Source organism: Acidovorax sp. ACV02, from assembly GCF_014851475.1.
Taxonomy (GTDB): Bacteria; Pseudomonadota; Gammaproteobacteria; order Burkholderiales; family Burkholderiaceae_C; genus Acidovorax; species Acidovorax delafieldii.
Genome location: NZ_JACUZU010000011.1, coordinates 21,759 through 37,165, shown reverse-complemented (window position 1 = coordinate 37,165; position 15,407 = coordinate 21,759). Strand labels below are relative to the sequence as shown.

General features: G+C 65.5%; 13 protein-coding genes. 5 read left to right on the top strand and 8 right to left on the bottom strand.

Annotated elements, in window-relative coordinates; all coding sequences use genetic code 11:
* Positions 1 to 17 precede the first annotated feature (17 nt).
* Positions 18 to 1,292, top strand: coding sequence for a beta-ketoacyl-ACP synthase II (gene fabF, locus IB236_RS22175; protein WP_146869744.1), 1,275 nt, complete (start codon positions 18 to 20; stop codon positions 1,290 to 1,292).
* 32 nt (positions 1,293 to 1,324) lie between these two features.
* Here the strand turns inward: fabF and IB236_RS22170 are convergent, their stop codons facing one another.
* Complete coding sequence (locus IB236_RS22170; protein ID WP_056057981.1) at positions 1,325 to 1,723, bottom strand: BLUF domain-containing protein; 399 nt, start codon at positions 1,721 to 1,723, stop codon at positions 1,325 to 1,327.
* A gap of 138 nt (positions 1,724 to 1,861) precedes the next feature.
* Here IB236_RS22170 and IB236_RS22165 point away from each other — a divergent pair, with 138 nt between their 5' ends.
* The 3 genes from IB236_RS22165 (at position 1,862) to IB236_RS22155 (ending at position 5,168) form a co-directional block, all read left to right on the top strand.
* Positions 1,862 to 2,617 carry a Crp/Fnr family transcriptional regulator gene (locus IB236_RS22165; protein ID WP_121941045.1) on the top strand — a complete coding sequence of 252 codons (756 nt, stop codon included), beginning with the start codon at positions 1,862 to 1,864 and terminating at the stop codon, positions 2,615 to 2,617.
* 165 nt (positions 2,618 to 2,782) lie between these two features.
* Positions 2,783 to 4,201 (top strand): bifunctional UDP-N-acetylglucosamine diphosphorylase/glucosamine-1-phosphate N-acetyltransferase GlmU, encoded by a 1,419-nt coding sequence (gene glmU, locus IB236_RS22160; RefSeq protein WP_192422251.1) that lies wholly within the window; start codon positions 2,783 to 2,785, stop codon positions 4,199 to 4,201.
* Positions 4,202 to 4,382: 181 nt separating this feature from the next.
* Entirely contained in the window at positions 4,383 to 5,168 is a 786-nt protein-coding gene (locus IB236_RS22155; RefSeq protein ID WP_192422250.1) for an ATP-binding protein, read from the top strand.
* 21 nt (positions 5,169 to 5,189) lie between these two features.
* Here IB236_RS22155 and IB236_RS22150 read toward each other — a convergent pair whose 3' ends face one another.
* Both IB236_RS22150 and IB236_RS22145 read right to left on the bottom strand, forming a co-directional pair.
* On the bottom strand, positions 5,190 to 6,242 hold the full coding sequence (locus tag IB236_RS22150; RefSeq protein ID WP_056058164.1) for a diguanylate cyclase: 1,053 nt from the start codon (positions 6,240 to 6,242) through the stop codon (positions 5,190 to 5,192).
* A 265-nt stretch (positions 6,243 to 6,507) separates the two neighbouring features.
* On the bottom strand, positions 6,508 to 6,996 hold the full coding sequence (locus IB236_RS22145; RefSeq protein WP_121941043.1) for an Lrp/AsnC family transcriptional regulator: 489 nt from the start codon (positions 6,994 to 6,996) through the stop codon (positions 6,508 to 6,510).
* Positions 6,997 to 7,135: 139 nt separating this feature from the next.
* On the opposite strand from IB236_RS22145, the gene glmS reads away from it, so the two are divergent.
* Positions 7,136 to 9,070, top strand: a complete 1,935-nt coding sequence (gene glmS / locus IB236_RS22140; RefSeq protein ID WP_192422249.1) for a glutamine--fructose-6-phosphate transaminase (isomerizing) — start codon at positions 7,136 to 7,138, stop codon at positions 9,068 to 9,070.
* A 796-nt stretch (positions 9,071 to 9,866) separates the two neighbouring features.
* On the opposite strand, the gene IB236_RS22135 is transcribed toward glmS, so the two are convergent.
* From IB236_RS22135 to IB236_RS22115, 5 genes are read right to left on the bottom strand one after another with little or no spacing between them, the layout of a single operon-like run.
* On the bottom strand, positions 9,867 to 10,694 hold the full coding sequence (locus tag IB236_RS22135) for an SDR family oxidoreductase (protein WP_192422248.1): 828 nt from the start codon (positions 10,692 to 10,694) through the stop codon (positions 9,867 to 9,869).
* 26 nt (positions 10,695 to 10,720) lie between these two features.
* Complete coding sequence (locus IB236_RS22130; protein WP_192422247.1) at positions 10,721 to 11,698, bottom strand: ABC transporter permease; 978 nt, start codon at positions 11,696 to 11,698, stop codon at positions 10,721 to 10,723.
* Between the two features lie 20 nt (positions 11,699 to 11,718).
* A complete protein-coding gene (locus IB236_RS22125) occupies positions 11,719 to 12,645 on the bottom strand; it encodes an ABC transporter permease (RefSeq protein WP_192422246.1) in 927 nt (308 codons plus the stop codon).
* On the bottom strand, positions 12,642 to 14,171 hold the full coding sequence (locus IB236_RS22120; protein ID WP_192422245.1) for a sugar ABC transporter ATP-binding protein: 1,530 nt from the start codon (positions 14,169 to 14,171) through the stop codon (positions 12,642 to 12,644). The genes IB236_RS22125 and IB236_RS22120 overlap by 4 nt, the downstream gene beginning before the upstream one ends.
* 15 nt (positions 14,172 to 14,186) lie before the next feature.
* Positions 14,187 to 15,272 carry an ABC transporter substrate-binding protein gene (locus IB236_RS22115; protein ID WP_192422244.1) on the bottom strand — a complete coding sequence of 362 codons (1,086 nt, stop codon included), beginning with the start codon at positions 15,270 to 15,272 and terminating at the stop codon, positions 14,187 to 14,189.
* Between the last annotated feature and the right edge of the window lie 135 nt (positions 15,273 to 15,407).

Below are 15,407 nucleotides of genomic sequence, written 5' to 3'. Positions count from 1 at the left end.
AACGAGGGGGTGGCCTGATGCGCCGCGTGGTGGTCACGGGCATGGGCCTGGTGTCGCCGCTGGGCTGCGGTGTAGAACTGGCGTGGCAGCGCTTGCTGGCTGGGCGCTCCGGCCTCTCGCGCTTGCCGGACGCGGTGACAGAAGGCATTGCCGCCAAGGTTGCCGGGCAGGTTCCCGGCATAGCGCAAGACCCCGAGGGCGGCTGGGATGTGGACGCCATCGTCTCGTCCAAAGACCAGCGCAAGATGGACCGTTTCATCCCCTTTGCACTGGGCGCCGCGCAGCAGGCGCTGGCCCAGGCGGGCTGGCCACCGGCCGACGAGCGGGCGCGTGAGCGCACGGCCACGGTGATCGCCTCGGGCATCGGCGGCTTTGGTGCGATTGCCGAGGCCGTGCGCACCACCGACACGCGCGGGCCGCAGCGGCTGTCGCCGTTCACGGTGCCGTCATTCCTGGTCAATCTGGCGGCGGGGCAGGTGTCGATCCGCCACGGGCTCAAGGGACCGCTGGGAGCTCCGGTCACCGCGTGCGCCGCCAGCGTGCAGGCGATTGGCGATGCCGCACGCCTGATCCGCAGCGGCGAGGCCGATGTGGCCGTGTGCGGCGGCAGCGAGGCGGCCGTTGACCGCGTGAGCCTGGGCGGCTTTGCAGCGGCCAAGGCGCTGGGCACCGCGTTCAACGACACGCCCGAGCAGGCCTCACGCCCGTTCGATGCGCAGCGCGACGGCTTTGTGATGGGCGAGGGCGCAGGCATGCTGGTGATCGAGGCGCTGGACCATGCCCTGGCGCGCGGCGCACAGCCGTTGGCCGAGCTGGTGGGCTACGGCACGTCGGCCGACGCGTACCACATCACCTCCGGCCCCGAAGACGGTGACGGGGCCGCGCGCAGCATGTGGGCCGCGCTGGCGCAGGCAGGGCTCACGGCCCAGGACGTGCAGCATCTGAACGCACACGCCACGTCCACCGGTGTGGGTGACCGGGGCGAGCTGGCCGCCATTCGCAGGGTGTTCGGCGCGGGTGCGCAGGTGGCCATCAGTTCGACCAAGTCGGCCACCGGGCACCTGCTGGGGGCGGCGGGCGCCGTGGCCGCCATCTTCACCACCCTGGCGCTGCGCGACCAGGTGGTGCCTGGCACGCTGAACCTGCACACGCCCGATGCGCTGGCCGAGGGGCTGGACCTGGTGGCCCTGCAGCCCCGGCCCATGGCGCTCACGCATGCCATGCTCAACGGGTTTGGTTTTGGCGGCGTGAATGCCACACTGATCCTGCGGCGCTGGACCGAGGCCGCGTGAAGGTTTGAATGAAAGAAGCGCGAGGAGGCCGGTCAGATCACCAGCTCGCCCCGCACGATCTCAAATGCGGCGATGGCCGCATCCCCATCCAGCAGCTCCATGCGAGCCAGTGCATCCACATCTTCTACGGTGCTGAACGCCAGGCTGAAGTGCTGAAAGCGCCGCCCCGCCAGCGGGCCGTGGTGCAACACCTCGACGTTGATGTGGCGGGGGTCGTTGCGGATGCGTTCAATGAGCTTGAGCACGGCCTTTTGCGGGCCTTCCAGCTGCTGACAAAAGCGCTGTCCGTCAAAGATCAGCAGGCCTGTGATGTCCAGCTCGGCATTCACAAAGCGCGCGCGCCCTGCAATCTCGGCCACCACGCTCAGCGGTTGATCGGGGGCGATGGTGCTCACGTAGAGCACCTCGTACAGGGCAGGGGATAGGTTCATAGGTGCAGCCCAATGTAGGTGGCGCATGGTGCCTGCGCAATGTCAAAAGACATAGAGGAGACAGCCGTTGCACATTGCGCGCAGCTTTGTTGCAACGAGCTGTTTCTGCGTGATTTCCATCCCTAGAATCGCTTCCTCATGAACGTCACCTTGCCCCCCAATGTCTGCCCTCCGGCCTGCCGCGATTGCCGATTGCGCAAGACTGGGGCCTTCACACCCGTGAAGCCGGAGGTGCTGGATTTCATCGAAGGCTTTCGCACCGACAGCCTTGCCGTGGAAGCGGGTGGCGCGCTGGTGCGCGAGAACCAGACCAACGCCAAGCTGTTCACGCTGTATTCGGGCTGGGCGTTTCGCTACAAGACGCTGAGCGACGGGCGCCGACAGATCCTCAACTTCCTGCTGCCCGGCGACCTGGTAGGCCTGCAGCAGGAGTTTGGCGATGTGTCGGCCCACGGCATCGAGGCGCTGACCGACTGCTCGCTGTGCGTGTTCCAGAACGACAGCCTGTGGGCGCTGTTTCGCGAGCACCCGCGCCTGGGCTACGACATCACCTGGCTGTCGGCGCACGAAGAGGGCCATGTGGACGACAACCTGCTCACCGCCGGCCGCCGCAACGCCACCGAGCGTGTGGCCATGCTGCTGATGCACCTGTACCGCCGGCTCGACCGTATCGGGCTGGTGGAAGATGGCTCGGTGGCCTTCCCGCTCAACCAGCAGCACATTGCCGACGCACTCGGGCTGTCGCTGGTGCACACCAACAAGACGCTGCGGCGCCTGGCCATGCTGGGCCTGCACGAGCTGAAAAACGGGCGGCTGCGCCTGCTCAACACCCGCGCGCTGGCGCGCATTGCCGAGTACTACGACACCCCGCCACGCTTGATGCCGCTGCTGTAGCGCCGTCGTTGCGGCAGGTTTGGGGTTCAACAGGCCGCAAGCGCTAGTCAATCATGTGCAGTTAGCTATGGATTGGATAGCGTGTTGTGCCCCGTGGGCTGCAGCCGATAATCCACCCAACGCCCGCGCGCCGGGCTTGTGCTGCGCAACCCCCATTCCATTTTCATGATCCCACTCGACATCCTCATCATGGCGGCCGGCAAAGGCACGCGCATGAAAAGCCGCATCCCCAAAGTGCTGCAGCGCCTGGCCGGGCGCCCGCTGCTGCACCACGTGCTGGACCAGGCCGCGCACCTGCAGGCCCGCAGCGCCATTGTCATCACAGGGCATGGTGCTACGGAAGTAGAAGCAGCTACCGCAAGCAAGACTAGCGCTACCGGCACTTTTGACCTGAAGTTTGTGCGCCAGGAGCCCCAGCTGGGCACCGGCCACGCCGTGCAGCAGGCCGTGCCGCACCTGCGCGACGACGGCACGGCCGTGGTGCTGTCGGGCGATGTGCCGCTGACGCAAGCCGACACCCTGCGCGCCCTGGTGGCTGCTAGCGAAGGCAGCAAGCTGGCCCTGCTGACGGTGACCCTGCCCGACCCCACCGGCTACGGCCGCATCGTGCGCAACGCCGACGGCGCAGTGCAAGGCATCGTCGAGCACAAGGACGCCACCGACACCCAGCGCGCCATCACCGAGGTCTACAGCGGCATCATGGCTGTGCCCGCGCGGCTGCTCACGCCCTGGCTGGCGCGGCTGACCAACCACAACGCCCAGGGCGAGTACTACCTCACCGACATCGTCGCCATGGCCGTGGCCGATGGTGTGCCCGTGGTGGCCCACCGCATCACCGACGCGCTGCAGGTGGCAGGCGTCAACAGCCCGCTGCAACTGGCCGAGCTGGAGCGTGCCCACCAGCTGCGCCAGGCCCGAGCCTTGATGGTGCAGGGCGTGCGCCTGGCCGACCCCGCCCGCTTTGACCTGCGCGACGACACCCGCACCGGTGTGCGCGGCGAGCTGGTCTGCGGGCAGGACGTGGAGATCGACGTGAACTGCGTCTTCACCGGCCGCGTGGAGCTGGGCGAGGGCGTGAGCATTGGCGCGAACTGCGGCATTGCCAACGCACGCATCGCGGCAGGCGCCGTGATTCATCCCTACACCCACATCGACGGCGAGAAGCTGGGCGCCACCGTGGGCGAGGGCGCCTTGATTGGCCCCTTTGCCCGCCTGCGCCCCGGCGCCCAACTGGGCCGCGAAGTGCACATCGGCAACTTTGTCGAAGTGAAGAACAGCACGCTGGCCGACGGCGCCAAGGCCAACCACCTGGCCTACCTGGGCGACGCCACGGTGGGCGAGCGCGTGAACTACGGCGCGGGCAGCATCACCGCCAACTACGACGGCGCCAACAAGCACCGCACGGTGATCGAGGCCGACGTGCATGTGGGCAGCAACTGTGTGCTGGTGGCGCCCGTGACCATTGGCGCAGGCGGCACGGTGGGCGGCGGCAGCACCATCACCAAGAGCACGGCGCCCGGCGCGCTGAGCGTGGCGCGGGGCAAGCAAGTCAGCATTGCCAACTGGTCCCGCCCGAAAAAATGAAGCACCCCCTGAGTCGCTTCGCGCCTTCCCCCTCCAGGGGGACGACAGCCTTTGCTGCGGGGCGGCCCTTGCTGGCTGTCCTCGCCTGCGCCTTCGTCTTCGTGCGTAGCGCGTTGGCGCCTCGTTGTGCCGTGCACGCTTCTGTGGCCTGCGGCGGGAGATGAAAGTGGCTGGTGCAGACATGACCCCCGAACAGCTGCGCGCCGAACTGGCCCGCAGCCAGCAGCAGGTGGCCGATATGGCGACTGCGCAAGAGGAGTTCTTGCGCGCCGTCTCGCACGACCTGCGCGCGCCGCTGCGGCATGTGACGTCTTACGGAACGCTGGTGCGCGAGGTGTTGGGCGACCTGCCGCCCGAGGTGGTGCAGGGTGCTGAGGTGCAAGAGGCCCTGGGCTTCCTCGCCACCATGGACCAGTCGGCTCGGCGCATGGGGCTCATGATCGACGGCCTGCAAGCCCTGGTGCGTGCCAGCCGTGCGCCGCTGCGCCTGCTGCCCGTGCCGCTGACCGATGCTATGGCCCAGGCGCGCGCCACACTGGCCCCGGCCGAGGTCGGACGCGCGGTGGAATGGCAGGTGGGCACCGATTTGCCCACGCTGTGGGCCGACCCGACGCTGCTGCAGGATCTGCTGGTGCAACTGCTGGGCAACGCCCTCAAGTTCACCCGCTCCGTGGCGCACCCGTGCATCACGGTGTCGGCGGACGCGGCACCCGCAGGCCAGGGCGCCTTCACCGTGCAGGACAACGGCGTGGGCTTTGACCCGGCACGCGCGGGCAGCTTGTTTGGCGTGTTCCAGCGCCTGCACCGCGAGACGGAGTTCGAGGGCGTGGGCACAGGGCTTGCGCTGTGCCGTGCCATTGCGCAGCGCCACGGTGCGCAGATCAGTGCGACGGCGGTGCTGGGGGGCGGTTGCACGGTGCGGGTGCGGTGGCCGGTGAATCCTGCAGTTGCCGCCGACGAGTCCTGAACCTGCACGCAGTGCTGGTGGCTACACCGCCGGCACCAGCGCCGGTTCCATGCACCCCGCCACCTGATTGCGTCCGCCGTTCTTGGCGACGTACAGCGCCGCATCCGCCGCGTCGATCCACGCGCGCAGGCTGCTGTGGCGGTGGTCGGCCGGGGCCACGCCGATGCTGCTGGTGATGCGCAATTCGGGCAGGCTGCGCAGGCGCACGCCTTCGGTCTGCTCGCGGATGCGCTGGGCAATGGCCAGGGCGTCCCGGGCCTGCATGCCGGGCAGCACGATGGCGAACTCGTCCCCGCCGTAGCGCCCCGCGCAGTCGCCTGCGCGCACGTTGCCCCGCACCACATGGGCCAGCGCGCGGATCACCTCGTCGCCCACGGTGTGGCCGTAGGCGTCGTTGATCTCCTTGAAATGGTCGATGTCCAGCATCAGCATGCAGGCGGGCTCGTCGGTGGTGTGGTGGCGGCGCAGTGCGGCCTCTGCCTGCTCTTGCCAGTGGCCGCGCCCGAACAGGCCGGTCAGCGCGTCCACGCGGCGCAGCTCGTCCAGCATCTGGTTCTGGCGCGCAGACTGCCGGATGAGCTGGTAGCTCACGGCGCTGACCGACAGCGTGTGCAGCGACATCACCGGCAAGCAGGCCACCATCACACGCATGGAGGTCTCGGGCGCCCAGTGCAGGCCCATGACCGCCGTGCTGGCCACACCGGCCGCCAGCATCACCCACAGCGCGCGTGTCCACAGCCCCCGGATGCCGGTCGTGATCTTGTCCACCATGGTCAAGGTGAGCAACATCACGCTGGGCAGCAGGTTGAAGTGCATCAGCGGCACCAGCGCAGCGACCAGCGCTGAGTCGATGAGCAGGTTGCGCACTTCGGCGGCATAGGGGTCGGCGGCGCGGCGGGTGAGCAGGTAGGCCACATGCGGCCACACCAGCGTTGGCAGCAGCAGCGCCACCCAGGCTGCGGCGGACGCCTGGCGCTCCCACAGCACCACCGCCACCACCATGCCGCCCAGCCCCATGCCCAGGATGCGCAAGGGGTAGATGCGGCGTGGCATCTGGCGGCGGGGCGTCGGCATGGGGGTGCAGGAGAAGGGCGGTGCTGCCACGCGGGCATCCACCGGCCAGGTAGGTTGAAAGTGCGGGGGAGCTTACAACGCCCGGTCAGGCGATACCAGCAAGAAATGACCGTGCTCCTTTACCATGAGGCGCATGGATGACGTTGCTGGGTTGTGGGATGTGCTGCCGGGCCTGTCAGGGGTGGGGCTGAGGGGCGAGGTGGTGAGAGGGCGCCGGTGAGGGTGCAGGTGTTTTTGCTAATAAATTGATAGCGGCTAGCGCATATCAATCTAGCGCTACTGGCACTTTTGTCTCAAATTTTGCCCGCCGGGTCGCGAAGAACGCCTTCACATTGCGCACATTGGCGTCGCCCGTGAACAGCCGCTGCGACAGCGCCAGGTAGCCCGGCATGTCCCGCGTGTGCACCACCAGCACAAAGTCGGGCCCCGGCGACACGCGCCAGCACTGCTGCACCGCGGCCTCCTGCACGGCGCGGGCTTCGAACGCGTCGAGTTGTTCTGCGCCCTGGCGGTCCAGCGACACCTCCACGATGCACCCCAGCCCATGGCCCTGCAGCGCTGCCAGTCGGTCGGGCTGCAGGATGGCCACCTGCCGCTCGATCAGCCCCACATCATGCAGGCGCTTGACCCGGCGCAGGCAGGTGGGCGGGGACACGTGCACCTGTTCGGCCAGGGCCTGGTTGCTTTGTGCGGCATCGGTTTGCAGCAGGTTGAGCAGCTGGAGATCGATCGCATCGAGAGATATGGATTCCATTAATCGATAAAAAATGAATGAAAATTTCACCGGTATGAATTGGTGAAATTTAAGTTCATTTTTATGCAAATATCAATGAATAATTTTTCTCTTTGCTGCCTACGATCGCCCCATCGAATCCAACCCAAGGGCAACCACCATGTGCGGCATCGTCGGCGCAGTCTCCACGCGCAACATCGTTCCCATCCTCGTGCAGGGCCTGCAGCGGCTTGAATACCGGGGCTATGACTCCTGTGGCGTGGCCGTGCATGCGTCCAGCCTCGACGCTACGCGCCCTGCCGGCCTGCAGCGCGCCCGCAGCACCGCCCGCGTGGCCGAGCTGCTGGAGCAGGTGAGCACCGAGCACATCGACGGCGCCACTGGCATCGCCCACACCCGCTGGGCCACGCACGGCGCGCCCGCCGTGCACAACGCCCATCCGCATTTCAGCCACGGCACGGGCGCAGACGCGCAGGTCCAAGGCGCAGGTCGCGTGGCGCTGGTGCACAACGGCATCATTGAAAACCACGAAGAACTGCGCAAGGCACTGCAGTCACGCGGCTATGTGTTTGCGAGCCAGACCGACACGGAGGTCATCGCCCATCTGGTGGACAGCCATTACAGCGGCGACCTGTTCGAAGCCGTGCAGGCCGCCGTGGCCGAACTGCACGGCGCCTACGCCATCGCCGTCATGCACAAGGACGAACCCCACCGCGTGGTGGGGGCACGCGCCGGGTCCCCATTGATCCTGGGGGTGGGCAAAGACGCCACCGCTGGCGCATCTGCGTCGCGCGAGCACTTTCTGGCCAGCGACGCCATGGCCCTGGCGGGCGTGACCGACCAGATCATCTATCTGGAAGAGGGCGACCTTGTGGACCTGCAGCTGGGCCGCTACTGGATCGTAGGCAAGGAAGGCGGCGCGCTGACCACCGAGCAGCGCCCCGTGCGCACCGTGCTCGCCCACAGTGGTGCGGCCGAGCTGGGGCCTTACCGCCACTACATGCAAAAGGAAATCTTCGAGCAGCCACGCGCGATTGCCGACACGCTGGAAGGCCTGGCCGGCATCGTGCCCGAGCTGTTCGACGGCGCAGGCCAGCATGGCGAGCCCGGCGCGGCCGCCTGGCGTGTGTTCAAGGAGATCGACAACGTGTTGATCCTGGCCTGCGGTACGAGCTACTACAGCGGCTGCACCGCCAAATACTGGCTGGAAGACATTGCTGGCATCCCCACGCAAGTGGAAGTGGCCAGTGAATACCGCTACCGCACCAGCGTGCCCAACCCGCGCACCCTCGTTGTCACCATCAGCCAAAGCGGCGAAACCGCCGACACGCTGGCCGCCCTGCGCCACGCGCAGTCGTTGGGTATGCAGCACACGCTCACCATCTGCAACGTCGCCACCAGCGCCATGGTGCGCGAATGCAAGCTGGCCTACATCACGCGCGCCGGGGTCGAGATCGGCGTGGCCAGCACCAAGGCTTTCACCACCCAGCTGGCAGGCCTGTTCTTGCTGACGCTGGCGCTGGCCCAATCCAAGGGGCGTTTGAACGACGAGCAGGAAGCTGCGCACCTCAAGGCCATGCGCCACCTGCCTGTGGCCCTGCAGGCCGTGCTGGCGCTGGAGCCACAAATCATCAGCTGGGCCGAAGACTTTGCGCGCATGGAAAACGCGCTCTTTTTGGGCCGGGGGCTGCACTACCCCATCGCCCTCGAAGGTGCCCTGAAGCTCAAGGAAATCAGCTACATCCACGCCGAGGCCTACCCGGCCGGCGAACTCAAGCACGGCCCCCTGGCCCTGGTGACCAGCGCCATGCCAGTGGTCACCGTAGCACCCAACGACACCCTGCTCGAAAAGCTCAAGAGCAACATGCAGGAAGTCCGTGCGCGCGCGGGTGTGCTGTACGTGCTGGCTGATGCCGACACCCGCATCGAGAGCAGCGAGGGCATCCACGTCATCCGCATGCCCGAGCACTACGGCCCCTTGAGCCCGCTGCTGCATGTGGTGCCGCTGCAGCTGCTGGCGTACCACACGGCCTGCGCGCGAGGGACGGATGTGGATAAGCCCAGAAATTTGGCCAAGAGCGTCACGGTGGAGTGACCTGCTGAACAAATATTCCGGGTTGACCGTAAAAATTAAAAGTGTCAAAGAAAAATATAAAGTGTCAATAGCATCTGGATATGCTGGGTAATTTAATTCGTAAAAAATGCCTTGCATCCGTGAGGGTTTGCTGCATGCACTTGCCCAGTCGAAGACATAGACAAACGTTCTGCAGTGGAGAGCCCGCCCCGAGGCAAGTGAACGGCTTTTGCCTAACTGTCGGTTGAAGTCGACCAACTTTCGGGTAGCCGCCGAGTCCTGCCCATTTCCTGGCGACTGAATACTTTTTACAGGGCAAGTGACTGTGTAACCTGCTTGGGTCGGATGTTCTGCCTCCTGCAATACAGAGACGGTGCAGCGAGCCATTTGTAGACAAGTTTTGAAACTTGCCAATAGAGTAACGGTGATGGAAGAAGGCTGCCTTCTGACTCTTGATGATCGTAAAAATAAACTCTGTAATCTGTAAATAAAACCTGGAAAGGTTTAGTGCACCTGTACCGTTGGGTTCCAAGCGCCTCAGTTGAGGCGCTTTTTTTATTGTCAGATCACCAAGCTATGGGGGAGTTGGATGGGCTGCTTCAGGCTGGTTGTCGACGTTCAGCGGGGACAGTCGGACGACAGATCTGCGCCGAAACCAGACGCTCTCAAGGTCGCAATTAAAACCAGTCCTGCTCTCGTACGACCCGCAAGCCCACCTGGTGCAGAACCTCTGCGGTTTCCTTGCGGACAGGGGTGAAGCTGATCCGACATTTTTCAGAGCTTTCGGAAGAACGAAAATGCTTCACTGATCCCACGTTCAGGAGGGGTAAGGCCTCAATGACTCAAGCAGCGCGTTGCCGAACGGCAGTGAGCCCAGGTTGGTCTGCCCACCATCGATGGTGACCACTGTGCCATGGATGTAGCGGGCAGCGCCGCTGCACAGGAACAGCGCCAAGTCTGCAATTTCATCTAGGTCTGCGGCTCGCGCCATGGGAATGCCCGCCAGCACGCGCGCCCAGCTCGCGTCGCCTTCAGGTGCGAGGCGCCTCATGCCTTCTGTATCCGCCACCGGGCCGGGTGCTATGGCGTTACAGCGCACACCACGCTGCGCCCATTCGATGGACAGCGTGCGCACCAGCATATCGATGCCTGCCTTGGCCGCACACACATGCGCTTGTGTGGCCATAGGCATCACCGATTGGACTGCGGAGATGGCCAGCAGATTGGATCGTCCTTCGCGTAGCAGCGCCAAACTGGCGCGGAAGGTATTCCAGGTGCCGACAAGGTCGATGTCCACCACTGTCCGAAAGCCATTGGAGGACATGTTTGCGGCCTCGGCCACGAAGTTGCCCGCCGCGCCCGCGATGCAGATGTCCACCGGGCCAAAGACTGCGTGCGCCTGGCTGAAGGCGCTGGCCAGTGCGTCGAAATCGCGCACGTCCGCCGACAAGCCCTGCGCTTGCCCACCCACTGCTCGGATGGCGGTGGCCGCGCCTTCAGCCCGTTCCAGGCTGCGTCCCACGATGGACACCGTTGCCCCTTGGGCTGAAAAACGTTCTGCGATGCGGCGGTTGATGCCGCTGCCGCCACCCGTGATCAGTGCGTGCTGCCCGTGCAGCAAGCCATCTTTGAAAACATCTGCCATCTTGAGCTTCTTTGGGTTGTGTGAAATCAGTGCGCCGAGTCTTTGTGGCGCAAGCAATAGGCCAGTGCAGCCGCCCCGATCAGCGTGCCCTGCAGCATCAGCTTGCCGGGCTCACCCAGGCCCAGGCTAGTGAGGAAGTTGAAGAGAAAAACCAGCATGAACGCCGCAACCGCCGGACCCAGCATGCCGCCACGCCCGTTGCCGAAGTTGATGCCGCCCAGAATGGACGCCGCAAGTGCGTTGAGCGCCAGATCCGCGCCCAGCTTGACGTTGCCTACTCCCACGAAGCCCAGCAGCATCAGGCCGCTGAGGGCCGACATGGCGCCCGAGGTGACATGCGCCACAAACACCACGCGCAGATGCGGAAGTCCCGACAGGCCCGCAGCACGCGGGTTGGCGCCCACGGCGTCAAGCACGCGACCAAAAGCACTGCGGCGCAGCCACAGGGCCAACGGCACCAGGGTCGCAATCCAGAGCAATGGCACCAGCGGCACCCCAGCCACGCGCGCGCGGCCCATGGAACGCAGGATTTCGGGCGCATCGCCAACGGCATGGAACTGGCTCAGCGCAATCACGGTGCCCGACAGAATCATCGACACGGCCAGCGTCACGATGACCGCTGAAGCACGCACCCGCACGATCAAAAAGCCGTTGAATGCCCCGACCAGTGCACCAAACAGAATGCACAGCGGCAATGTGATGGGCCAGGGCAAGGGCATCACGTCGCTGGTCAACAGATAAGACACGACCGCAATCACACCACCTGTGGACAAGTCGAGCGAGCGGCAGCGCATCACCAGAGACTGCCCGATGGCGGCGAAGCCCAGCGGCGCCGCCTGGCGCAAGATGAGCAGTAGCAAGAACGGAGAAAGAAGGTTGGGTCTCAGGGCCGCTGCGCTGACCAGCAGCACCACGGTGCCCAGATAAGCGGGTGGCAGCGCCAGGATGAATGTCATTGCCTGTTGCAGGCGGTACGCCAGCCCGGGGGAAGAGGATAGGGACATGGATGAAGACATGGGCGAACTCACATTCCAACGATGCGCCGGCGCTGCAGGCTCACGGCCGCAAGCAACAAGACACCGGTCAACACCCCGCGCATGAAGGGCGATACGCCGAACAGGTTGAGGCCATTGGTCATCAGCCCGAGGCTCAGTACCCCGGCCACCACACCTGCCACGCTGCCGACGCCGCCTGTCAGTTGCACGCCGCCCAGGGCCACGGCTGCAACGGATTCCAGCGCATAAGACGCCCCCAGAGCCGGGTCTCCGGCAGCCACGCGCGCGGCCAGGAAAAGTCCCGCCCACGCTGCAGCAACCGAGCACCACACATAGGCTCCCACGACCACGGATTTCACGCGCACGCCATTGAGGTAGGCGCTGCGCGGGTGGCCACCCACTGCGAACAGGTGCGCACCAAAACGGGTTCGGCGCAGCACGATGCTGGCTGCCAGCGCTGCAGCCGCACACCACAGCAGTGGTGCCGGGATGCCTGCCGCCTCGCCCGTCGCTGCCGCCGTCATGGCGGGCGCGATGGTGCCGCCAGGAATCGGCAGCACCACGTAAGCCAGTCCTTGCAGAAAAGTTGCAGTGCTCAGTGTCATCACCAGCGGGTGCACGCCCGCGAAGGCCACGCCCATGCCGTTGACCGTTCCCACTGCAACTCCCAGGGCGGTTGCCATGGCGACGGCGGCCAATGGATCGCTTTGGGTGGCGGCGAAGGCGGATGCCAGGCTCATCACCGAACCCACCGACAGGTCGATGCCCGCCACCAGCGTTACAAACAGCTGCCCCACGGCCACTATGAGCAATGCGCCGATCTGGCCACTGAAGTTCATAAGGTTCTGGGTAGAGCGGAAATCCACCTGCGTGGTGGCAAGCAGCAACACCAGGACGACAGGTAGGCCGAGTGTGTAGCGCGTCAGGCCCGTACGGGCCGGATTCAAGGTGGTCATGCGGTGGCCTCGTGGGGAGATTCGCTGCGCAGTGCGTGGCCCAGCAGTAGTTCTTCGGTGGCGCTGTGCCCGGGCACGTCGGCCACGATGGCGCCACCACGCACAACCAGGATGCGGTCGCACAGGCCGATCAGCTCGGGCAGGTCGCCAGAGACGGCCAGGATGGTGCCGCCCTCGGCCGTGAAGCGGCGCAGCAGCTCATAGATTTCAGCTTTGGCGCCCACATCGACACCGCGAGTGGGTTGCTCGACCAGCAGAATCTGCACATCGGCAGCCAGCCAGCGGCCCAGCATGGCCTTCTGCTGGTTGCCGCCCGAAAGCGAGCCCACGGGCTGCGCTGGGTGCGTGCGCAGTCCCATGTGCTCGGCCAGATGGCGCACGAGACTCGGGTCGCGCGGCGCACGGCGCCACAGCGGGGTCTGGCGCAGGGGGCCGAGCCAGATGTTGTCTTCGATGGACAGGTCCAGGTACAGCCCCTCGCCTTTGCGGTCTTCGGGCAGCAGGGCCACACCGCAGCGCACAGCGGCAGCCACGCTGCCAGGCGCAACAGCGACAGAGTGGCCACCGTCTGCCCATACACACACGGTGCCGCTGCTGCGCTCCTGTGCCCCGGCCAGGCTGCGGATGATTTCGCGCTGGCCTTGGCCTTCAAGCCCAGCAATGCCCACGATCTCGCCCCGGCGCAGCATGAATGTCACAGGGGGGCTGTGAGGTGTGGCTGTGAGGTGTTCCACCTGCAGTGCAGGCACATCGGGTACATGTGCCGGGCGCTCGGGAAACAGCGCTTCCATTTCCCGCCCCACCATCAGCGCCACCAGGGCATCGGGTGTGAGGCCTTCGATGGGCTGTGTGGCCACATGTGCGCCGTCCTTGAGCACCGTCACGGTGTCGCAGAAGCGGAAGATCTCCTCCAGCCGGTGGCTGATGTAGAAGACCAGTTTGCCCTGGTCCTTCAAGGCGCGCAGCAGGGTTTCGAGTTGGTCTACCTCTGCGCGGTTCAGCGGCGCGGTGGGTTCATCGAAGATGAAAATGTCGGCCTCGGAATGCAGGCCCTTGGCGATCTCCAGCAATTGTTGTTCACCCACGCTGAGCGTGCCACACAGCCGGTCGGGGCCCAGCGCGATGCCGGTGCGCTGGAGTACCTGTAAGGCCTCATGCCGAAGCGCGCGCAGGTTCAGCAAGCCGCCGCGCGTCAGTTCGCGCCCCAGGCACAGGTTCTCGGCTACCGTGAGGTTGGGCAGGATGGTCAGCTCCTGGAACACGGTGGACACCCCCGCGCGGCGCGCCTTGGCGGGCGTACCCAACGCCGCGCGGCGGCCCTGGAGCAAGATCTCGCCGCTGTCGGGCTGGTGCACCCCGGCCAGCAGTTTCATCAGCGTGGATTTTCCCGCGCCGTTCTCGCCGGTCACGGCGTGGATCGAGCTGGGCCAGCCCTTCAGGCTGACCGCCTTGAGCGCGGCGTTCTGGCCGAACGACTTGCTCACGCTGCGCAGCTCCACCAGGGGCTGGCGCTCCTTGATCGTCATGGTGCGAGCTTCCTGTTACTTGCTGCGGTAGGTTTCCACGATCTTGGCTTCGGGCAGCACCGTGGGCATCCAGTAGGAGTCGTTCAGCTCAGGGCGGAAGAATTTGTCGAGCTGGTCCCGCGCAATCGGGGTCGGCATCGAAAAGTACGAGCGGTACAGCGGCTTGCCCTCTAGCAGCGCGCTCGATGCGCGTACCACGGCAGTGCCCAGGCCCGGCGTCACGATCGGTGCCACAGTCTTCACACCCGCTTGCTTCCACACGCGCAGAAAGCCGTTGTTGGCCTCGCCCGTCATGGGCACCAGCGGCTTGCCGGCCTCCTTGAACACGTCGATGCACGCGCGAGTCATCTCTGCGCCCGAGAACCAGATGCCATCCACCGGCTGGCCCGAGAGCACCAGGTTCTCGCAGATCTGCTTGGCTTTGGCGTAGTTCCAGTCGCCAAACACTTCGTTGGTGATCTTGAGATTGCTGCCCTCAATGGCTTTCTTCAGCCCGTCGTAGCGCTGCTGCTCTTCATCTACGCCCGCAATGCCTCGGAACACCCAGAGGTTGCCCTTGCCGCCCAACTCCTTGCGCAAAAACTCGCCGCCCTGCTGGCCAAAAATGCGGCCGCCCGCCCAGATCTCAGTGGTGGACGGCACAGCGCGGCCATACGAGCCCAGCGTGACCACCGGGATGCCCGCCTTGGCGGCCTTCTCGATCAGCGGCGCACCGATGGCCTGCGAGATGGGGCCGATGATGAGCAGGTCCACCTTCTTGGTCAGCAGGTCTTCCACGTCGGCTACCTGCTTGGCGGGCTGCCAGTTGGCCTCGGTGAAGATGAATTCGCCGATGTTCTTGTCCTGCGCGGCGGCGTGGCGCATCTCGGCGATGAGCTGCACGATCCAGCTGTTGCCCATGCCGGCCCACGAGACGCCAATGCGCCAGGGCCCGGCCTTCTTGTACTGGCCGGGCTTGGTCTGCTCGGCCGTCGTGGCCGTGAGCAGGCCGGGCGGCAGCAGCTCGACATCGGCCGCATGTGCGGCCTGCGCGGCGGCCAGGCCGGCCAGTGCCAGGGCGGCCAGTGTTTTCTTCCAGTGGAATGGGGTGGGTGTAAGCATGATGTGTCTCCTGTTGTGGGTATGAAAGAACGGCGTGAAAAGGCGTAAGAAAGGCGTGCAGGGGCCTGCGCGCGGCCCCAGGGGCCACTCGTCAGGTCGGGATGAAAAGAGGGGGCAGGCGCCGGTCAGGGCGCG

Excerpts from the sequence above, each read along its gene's own strand:
- IB236_RS22165 (WP_121941045.1), top strand. The coding sequence starts at position 1,862 with ATGAACGTCACCTTGCCCCCCAATGTCTGCCCTCCGGCCTGCCGCGAT.
- glmU (WP_192422251.1), top strand. The coding sequence starts at position 2,783 with ATGATCCCACTCGACATCCTCATCATGGCGGCCGGCAAAGGCACGCGC.
- IB236_RS22170 (WP_056057981.1), bottom strand. The coding sequence starts at position 1,723 with ATGAACCTATCCCCTGCCCTGTACGAGGTGCTCTACGTGAGCACCATC.
- IB236_RS22135 (WP_192422248.1), bottom strand. The coding sequence starts at position 10,694 with ATGGCAGATGTTTTCAAAGATGGCTTGCTGCACGGGCAGCACGCACTG.
- glmS (WP_192422249.1), top strand. The coding sequence starts at position 7,136 with ATGTGCGGCATCGTCGGCGCAGTCTCCACGCGCAACATCGTTCCCATC.
- IB236_RS22155 (WP_192422250.1), top strand. The coding sequence starts at position 4,383 with ATGACCCCCGAACAGCTGCGCGCCGAACTGGCCCGCAGCCAGCAGCAG.
- IB236_RS22150 (WP_056058164.1), bottom strand. The coding sequence starts at position 6,242 with ATGCCGACGCCCCGCCGCCAGATGCCACGCCGCATCTACCCCTTGCGC.
- IB236_RS22145 (WP_121941043.1), bottom strand. The coding sequence starts at position 6,996 with ATGGAATCCATATCTCTCGATGCGATCGATCTCCAGCTGCTCAACCTG.
- IB236_RS22125 (WP_192422246.1), bottom strand. The coding sequence starts at position 12,645 with ATGACCACCTTGAATCCGGCCCGTACGGGCCTGACGCGCTACACACTC.
- fabF (WP_146869744.1), top strand. The coding sequence starts at position 18 with ATGCGCCGCGTGGTGGTCACGGGCATGGGCCTGGTGTCGCCGCTGGGC.
- IB236_RS22130 (WP_192422247.1), bottom strand. The coding sequence starts at position 11,698 with ATGTCCCTATCCTCTTCCCCCGGGCTGGCGTACCGCCTGCAACAGGCA.
- IB236_RS22120 (WP_192422245.1), bottom strand. The coding sequence starts at position 14,171 with ATGACGATCAAGGAGCGCCAGCCCCTGGTGGAGCTGCGCAGCGTGAGC.
- IB236_RS22115 (WP_192422244.1), bottom strand. The coding sequence starts at position 15,272 with ATGCTTACACCCACCCCATTCCACTGGAAGAAAACACTGGCCGCCCTG.